The following is a 5,672-nucleotide window of genomic DNA, read 5'->3' on the forward strand; positions in this document are numbered from 1 at the left end:
GCGATGCGCACGGCCTGGCCGGGCGCGAGCCGGACCGGTCCGCCGCGCCCGGGCAGCACGTCGTGCGCGACGGGCAGGACGGCGCCGTGCGTGCCGTCGGCGGACGCGCGCCCGGCGGTCTCGTGCGCCGCCACCGCGTAGCCGTCGCGGCTCGCCAGCGCGTGGGTGGGCAGGTCCCGCGGCGCGACGACGTCCTGCGCGAGCACGCACCCGACCGCGTCCGCGAGGACGACGTCGAGGGCGGACACCGGCCCGACGGACGCGAGCACCGCCGCCAGCTGGTCCTGGACCGACCTCACGCCGCTCGTCCCGTGCTCGTCGTGCTGCCCGTGCGCGCGACCGCGCGACCCTGCGACCTCATGCGCGCATCGTGTCACGCGCCCCGCGGCTCACGACGCACCGACGGGCGCGCGCGGGCCGGTCCGCCGGTGGCACCCGTCAGTCGTCGAGACCGGCCGCGAACTCACGGACCCAGGCACGGAAGTCGGGGCCGAGGTCGGGGCGGTCGGACGCCACGCGGACGACGGCCTTGAGGTAGTCGAGCCGGTCGCCGGTGTCGTAGCGGCGCCCGCGGAACACGACGCCGTACACGCCGCCGCCGTCCTGCGGGTCCATGCCCGCGAGGGTCTGCAGGGCGTCGGTGAGCTGGATCTCGCCGCCGCGGCCGGGCTCGGTGCGCTCGAGCACCTCGAACACGGCGGGGTGGAGCACGTACCGGCCGATGATCGCGAGGTCGCTCGGCGCCTCGTCCACCGGGGGCTTCTCGACCAGGCCCGTGACCTGCACCTGGTCGGGCTCGTCGCCGAGCGGCTCGACCTCGACGCAGCCGTACAGCGAGATCTGCTCGTGCGGCACCTCGAGGAGGGCGATGACGGAGCCGCCGACGCGGGACTGGAGCTCGAGCATGGTCGAGAGCAGCTCGTCGCGCTCGTCGATGAGGTCGTCGCCCAGGAGCACCGCGAAGGGCTCGTCGCCGACGTGGTGGCGTGCCTGCAGCACGGCGTGGCCGAGGCCGCGCGGCTGACCCTGGCGGACGAAGTGGACGTGACCCAGCTCGGTGGACTCCCGCACCCGCGCGAGGCGCTCGGTGTCCCCCTTGGCCTCGAGCGCTGCCTCGAGCTCGGGCACCGCGTCGAAGTGGTCGGCGAGCGTGCGCTTCGAGCGACCCGTGATGAGCAGCACGTCGTCGAGGCCGGCGCGCACGGCCTCCTCGACGACGTACTGGATCGCGGGCTTGTCGACGACCGGGAGCATCTCCTTGGGGGTCGACTTCGTCGCGGGCAGGAAGCGCGTGCCCAGGCCGGCCGCGGGGATGACTGCCTTGTGGATCGCCATGCGGGGACCCTAACCGCGGGCCACGCCCACCGCAGGGGGGAACTTGGTCACAGCGGACGAACAGGACGCGAACAGCACGCGGGGCCGCCCCACCGGCGGTGGCGTCTGAGAGACTGGGGGCATGAGCAGCGACGCCCAGCCGTACCTCGGCGTGCACGACGGCGACGAGGTCGAGGAGACGAAGGAACGGCTGCGGACGCTCGTCCGGCACCAGCGCCTGGCCCGCTCGACGCGGCGCCGCGCCGAGGCGGCCGAGGCCCTCGCCGAGGTGGTGGAGTCCATCCCCGCCGTGGCGCAGGCGCGCTGCGTGTCGGTCTACGCGTCGCGGCCGACCGAGCCGGGCACGGACGTCCTGCTGGAGCGCCTCGCCGCGCGCGGGGTGCGCGTGCTGCTGCCCGTCCTCGGCTCGGGGCTGCAGCGCGGCTGGGCGGAGTACGCCGGGCCGCAGGACCTGCACCAGCGCGCGCCGGGCCGCCCGCCCGAGCCCGGCACCGAGCCGCTGGGCGCCGAGGCTCTCGCCGACGCCGAGGTCGTCGTGGCGCCGGCGCTGGCCGTCGACACGGTCGGCACCCGGCTCGGCCAGGGCGGCGGCTGGTACGACCGCGCCCTCGTGCACGCGCGCCCCGGGACGCCCGTCGTCGCGCTCGTCTTCCCCGAGGAGCTCTACGACGCCGCGCTGCGGCCGCTGCCGCGCGAGCCGCACGACCTGCCCGTGGACGTCGTCGCGACGCCGGAGCGCTGGCAGCCCCTGCGCTGAGGCGCGAGGTCCGGCCAGCAGAGGGCCGACACCGCGCCGGCGAAGGGCCGGCTCAGGGCCGCAGCGTCAGCCGGTCGCTCGCGTCCGCCTCCGTCGCGGCCGGGGTGAACGGGAACGGGTACGTGCGGCCGTGCGCCCAGGCGGCGAGCTGGTCGGTGTAGTGGACGCTGCCGGGGTGCCCGGACGTGCCGGTGAGCGTCACCCACGTCGAGGAGTCGAGGTCCCCGAGGTCGACGACCATCCGCATCGACGGCGCCGACGTCACGCCGTACGAGCCGGACGACGCGTCCCAGCCGGTCGCGTTGACGATCGACGACCCGCCGCCGACCTCGATGCCCTGCGGGTTCATCAGCCGCCGCACGATCGCGGGCACCGAGTCGCCGCCGAGCACGGGGTGCTCCGGCGCGGCGACGTGCAGCTTGCCCCAGCGCCAGTCGTCGGTGCTGCTGCCGAGCTGCTGGGTGAGCTGGCGCCGGGCCTGCACGAGCGCGCGCGACAGGATCTCGTCGCGGCCCTCGACGACGCCGGTGGTCGACCGGTCGTCCCACCACGGCGAGCCGGGGCTGTCGAGCAGGCGCCGGACGACCTCGAGCCAGCGGGAGCCGCCGTCCGGGCGGGCGCCCTCGGGCAGCTCGTCGGCGAAGGTCAGCTCGAGCAGCGACTTCCACACCGCGGCGAAGTAGGCCGCCGCCGGGGAGTCCTGGTCCATCCGGCGGTCCCACGTGCGCAGCAGGTCCTGGCCGTCGCGGTCGAACGCGTCCGCGACCGGGATGGTGAGCAGCGTCGGGACGAGCACGTCCGCGTACGGGCTGCGCACGTCGTTCTGCAGCGTGCTGACCGTCTCCGCCGTGATCGTCGTGCCCTGGGCGACCTGCGCCTCGAGCTCGGACCGGATGCGCTGCGCCCGGTAGCCGTAGTCCCAGTCCCGGGTGAGGAACGGCCCCTTGCCGGGCGCGGTGACCGCCTGGTTGGCCGCGACGAGGATGCCCGACGGCGGGTCCAGCACGGCCGGCATGTCCTCCGGGTCCACGTAGCCCTGCCAGTCGTACGCGCTGTCCCAGCCCGGGCGGGGCCAGGTGCCGTCCGAGGGCACGTCGCCGGCGACGCGCGCCCGGACCGGGATGCGGCCGGGCGCCTGGTAGCCGATGTGGCCGTCCGTCGTCGCGAAGACGATGTTCTGCGACGGCACGTCGAACAGCCGGGCCACGCGCGCGATGTCGTCCGCGTCGGTCGCGAGGTCCATCGCGAGCACCGCGTCGGCGGTGTGGCCCGGCGCGAGCGCCGTCCAGCCGAGGGAGACCGCGTAGCGGCCGCCGGGCGCCGACTCGGGCGTCGGTGCCGTGACGACGCCGCCGAGGTCGAGCGCGTCGGAGACGATCGGCCCGTGCACGGTCTCGCGGACCGTCAGCGTGACGTCCTGCCCGCCGTTGACCTTGATGACCTCGGTGCGCGTCGTGAGCGGCTCGCGCTCGCCGTCCCGCAGGGCGTCGCTGCCGTCGATGCGCTCGAGGAAGAAGTCCGTGACGTCGGCGCCGAGGTTCGTCAGCCCCCACGCCAGCGCGCCGTTGTGGCCGATGATCACGCCGGGGAAGCCCGCGAACGAGAAGCCCGCGACGTCGTACGGGCAGGCGTCGCCGACCGGCGCGCACCGCAGGCCGACCTGCGCCCAGATCCCGGGCGCCGAGATGCCCAGGTGCGGGTCGTTCGCCAGCAGCGGTGAGCCCGACGCGGTGTGCGAGCCGCTGACGACCCACGAGTTCGAGCCGACGCCCTCGCCCTCGCCGAGCAGGTGCGGGACGGCGTCGATGGCGGCGCTCGCGGCCAGCAGGGCCCCGCGGGCGTCCTCGTCCTGCAGGTGCAGCGTCGCCGCCGCGGTCGACGTCTCCTCGTCCGCGTCGTCGCGCGAGGCCGCCGCCGTGGCGGGCGGCACGGCCTGCTCGGCCCCGACGATCGGGGCGTTGATGCTCACGGGGTACGTCGGGAACAGGTCGTTGACGCGGTCGACGTCGCGGATCGTCGCGTACGACTCGGCGCGGGCGAGCTCCTCGTCGTAGTTGCCGCGCAGGTCCCACGCCATCGCCTTGAGCCAGGTCAGGGAGTCGAGCGGGTCCCACGGCTCGGGCGCGTCGACGTGCACCTGCGTGCCGAGCACCGTGTACTCGACCGCGATCGCCGCCGGCGCGCGGTCGGCGAGGTAGGCGTTGACGCCCTCCGCGTAGGCGGTGAGGGCCTCGCGGGTCGACGGCTGGAGGATCGCCCACTCGCGCTCGGCGACCTGGCGCCAGCCGAACGTGCGGATCACCTTGTCCGCCTCGAGCGCGGCGTCGTTCTGCCCGACGAGCTCCGACAGGCGCCCCGACGTCACGTGCCGGCGGTAGTCCATCTCGAAGAAGCGGTCCTGCGCGGCGACGTAGCCCTGCGCGCGGAACAGGTCGGCGCTCGTCGTCGCCGTGATGGTGGGGACGCCGCGGGCGTCGCGCGTCACGGTGACCTCTGCGTCCAGCGCGGGCAGCCGCAGGTCGCCCGAGACCTCCGGCAGCGGGCGCCGGATCACGACGACGGCGGCGACGACCGCCGCCACCAGGGCGACGACGAGCACGGCTGCGGTCGTCGCGAGCACGAGGCGGACGGTTCGGCGGCGGGGCACCCTTGCGAGGGTAGTGGCCGCGCGCGCCGCACCCCGCACCGAGCGGGGTGCGTCCGCGGGACGACGGCGTGTCGCCGCGTGATCCCGGGAATGTGCCGTCGCGGGTTGCCGTTAGCATTGGCACTCGGGTCGCCGGAGTGCCAGTCGCAGCCTGGCCCCCCGACCCGCCGGGACCACTTCCTCCGTCCGTCACAGGAGCCGACTTGCCCACCTACGCCTACGCGTGCACCGTCTGCGGGCACCAGTTCGAGATCCAGCAGTCGTTCACCGACGAGTCGCTGACCGTGTGCCCCGAGTGCTCGGGACGCCTGCGCAAGCTGTTCTCGTCGGTCGGCGTCGTGTTCAAGGGCTCTGGCTTCTACCGCAACGACGCGCGGGCCGGCGGCTCGCAGACCGGCACGAAGCCGGCGGCGAGCGGCGCCTCGGGGGCGAGCACCCCGTCGTCGGACTCGTCGTCCGGCTCGAGCTCGTCGACGTCCTCGCCGGCGGCGTCCTCGTCGTCCTCCGGCAGCCCGTCGTCGACGACGAGCGCGCCGGCCGCCTCCGCCTGACCCCTCCGGTCGGGGCGCACGGCGCGAGCCGTCCCCAGGCGATCTCGCGCCGGCGACGCTCCCCCGGTCGAGGCCCGGACGGCCCGTGCGCGACCGGCGGTGCCTAGCGTCCCCCGCGTGGACCAGGCCCCCTTCCCCCTCGGCGACCCCCGGTCGCCCGCGCCGTTGCCCCGCCGGCGCAGGCCCTGGCGCCTGACGCTGCGGCTGCTCGTCTGGCGCTCGCGCCTCCCGGTCGCCGCGCTCGCGGCGGCGCTCGCCGTCGGTTCGGCGCTGCACGCGCTCGCTCCCCCGGCCGCGCGGTCGTCGCCGGTCGTCGTGGCGGCCCGCGACCTGCCCGCCGGCATGACCCTCGCCGCGGACGACCTGCGCGTGGTGCGGCTGC

General features: G+C 75.7%; 5 protein-coding genes and 1 pseudogene. 3 read left to right on the forward strand and 3 right to left on the reverse strand.

Annotated features, from left to right (window positions below; genetic code table 11):
• Together HGCM_RS16360 and galU are read right to left on the reverse strand one after the other, a co-directional pair.
• Positions 1 to 299, reverse strand: a pseudogene (locus tag HGCM_RS16360) (molybdopterin molybdotransferase MoeA); the annotation flags it as partial.
• A gap of 139 nt (positions 300 to 438) precedes the next feature.
• On the reverse strand, positions 439 to 1,335 hold the full coding sequence (gene galU, locus HGCM_RS01380; RefSeq protein WP_019135104.1) for a UTP--glucose-1-phosphate uridylyltransferase GalU: 897 nt from the start codon (positions 1,333 to 1,335) through the stop codon (positions 439 to 441).
• A 121-nt stretch (positions 1,336 to 1,456) separates the two neighbouring features.
• Here galU and HGCM_RS01385 point away from each other — a divergent pair, with 121 nt between their 5' ends.
• Positions 1,457 to 2,092, forward strand: coding sequence for a 5-formyltetrahydrofolate cyclo-ligase (locus HGCM_RS01385; RefSeq protein ID WP_019135105.1), 636 nt, complete (start codon positions 1,457 to 1,459; stop codon positions 2,090 to 2,092).
• A gap of 52 nt (positions 2,093 to 2,144) precedes the next feature.
• Here the strand turns inward: HGCM_RS01385 and HGCM_RS01390 are convergent, their stop codons facing one another.
• Positions 2,145 to 4,739 (reverse strand): penicillin acylase family protein, encoded by a 2,595-nt coding sequence (locus tag HGCM_RS01390; RefSeq protein WP_026075175.1) that lies wholly within the window; start codon positions 4,737 to 4,739, stop codon positions 2,145 to 2,147.
• 203 nt (positions 4,740 to 4,942) lie between these two features.
• Here HGCM_RS01390 and HGCM_RS18990 point away from each other — a divergent pair, with 203 nt between their 5' ends.
• Both HGCM_RS18990 and HGCM_RS19560 read left to right on the forward strand, forming a co-directional pair.
• Positions 4,943 to 5,290, forward strand: coding sequence for an FmdB family zinc ribbon protein (locus tag HGCM_RS18990; RefSeq protein WP_081596340.1), 348 nt, complete (start codon positions 4,943 to 4,945; stop codon positions 5,288 to 5,290).
• 117 nt (positions 5,291 to 5,407) lie between these two features.
• Positions 5,408 to 5,672: SAF domain-containing protein (locus tag HGCM_RS19560; RefSeq protein ID WP_019135108.1), on the forward strand; the 265-nt coding region annotated here is incomplete at its 3' end.

Origin of the sequence: Cellulomonas massiliensis JC225, assembly GCF_000312005.1 — a bacterium.
In the GTDB taxonomy this organism is placed as follows: Bacteria; Actinomycetota; Actinomycetes; order Actinomycetales; family Cellulomonadaceae; genus Cellulomonas; species Cellulomonas massiliensis.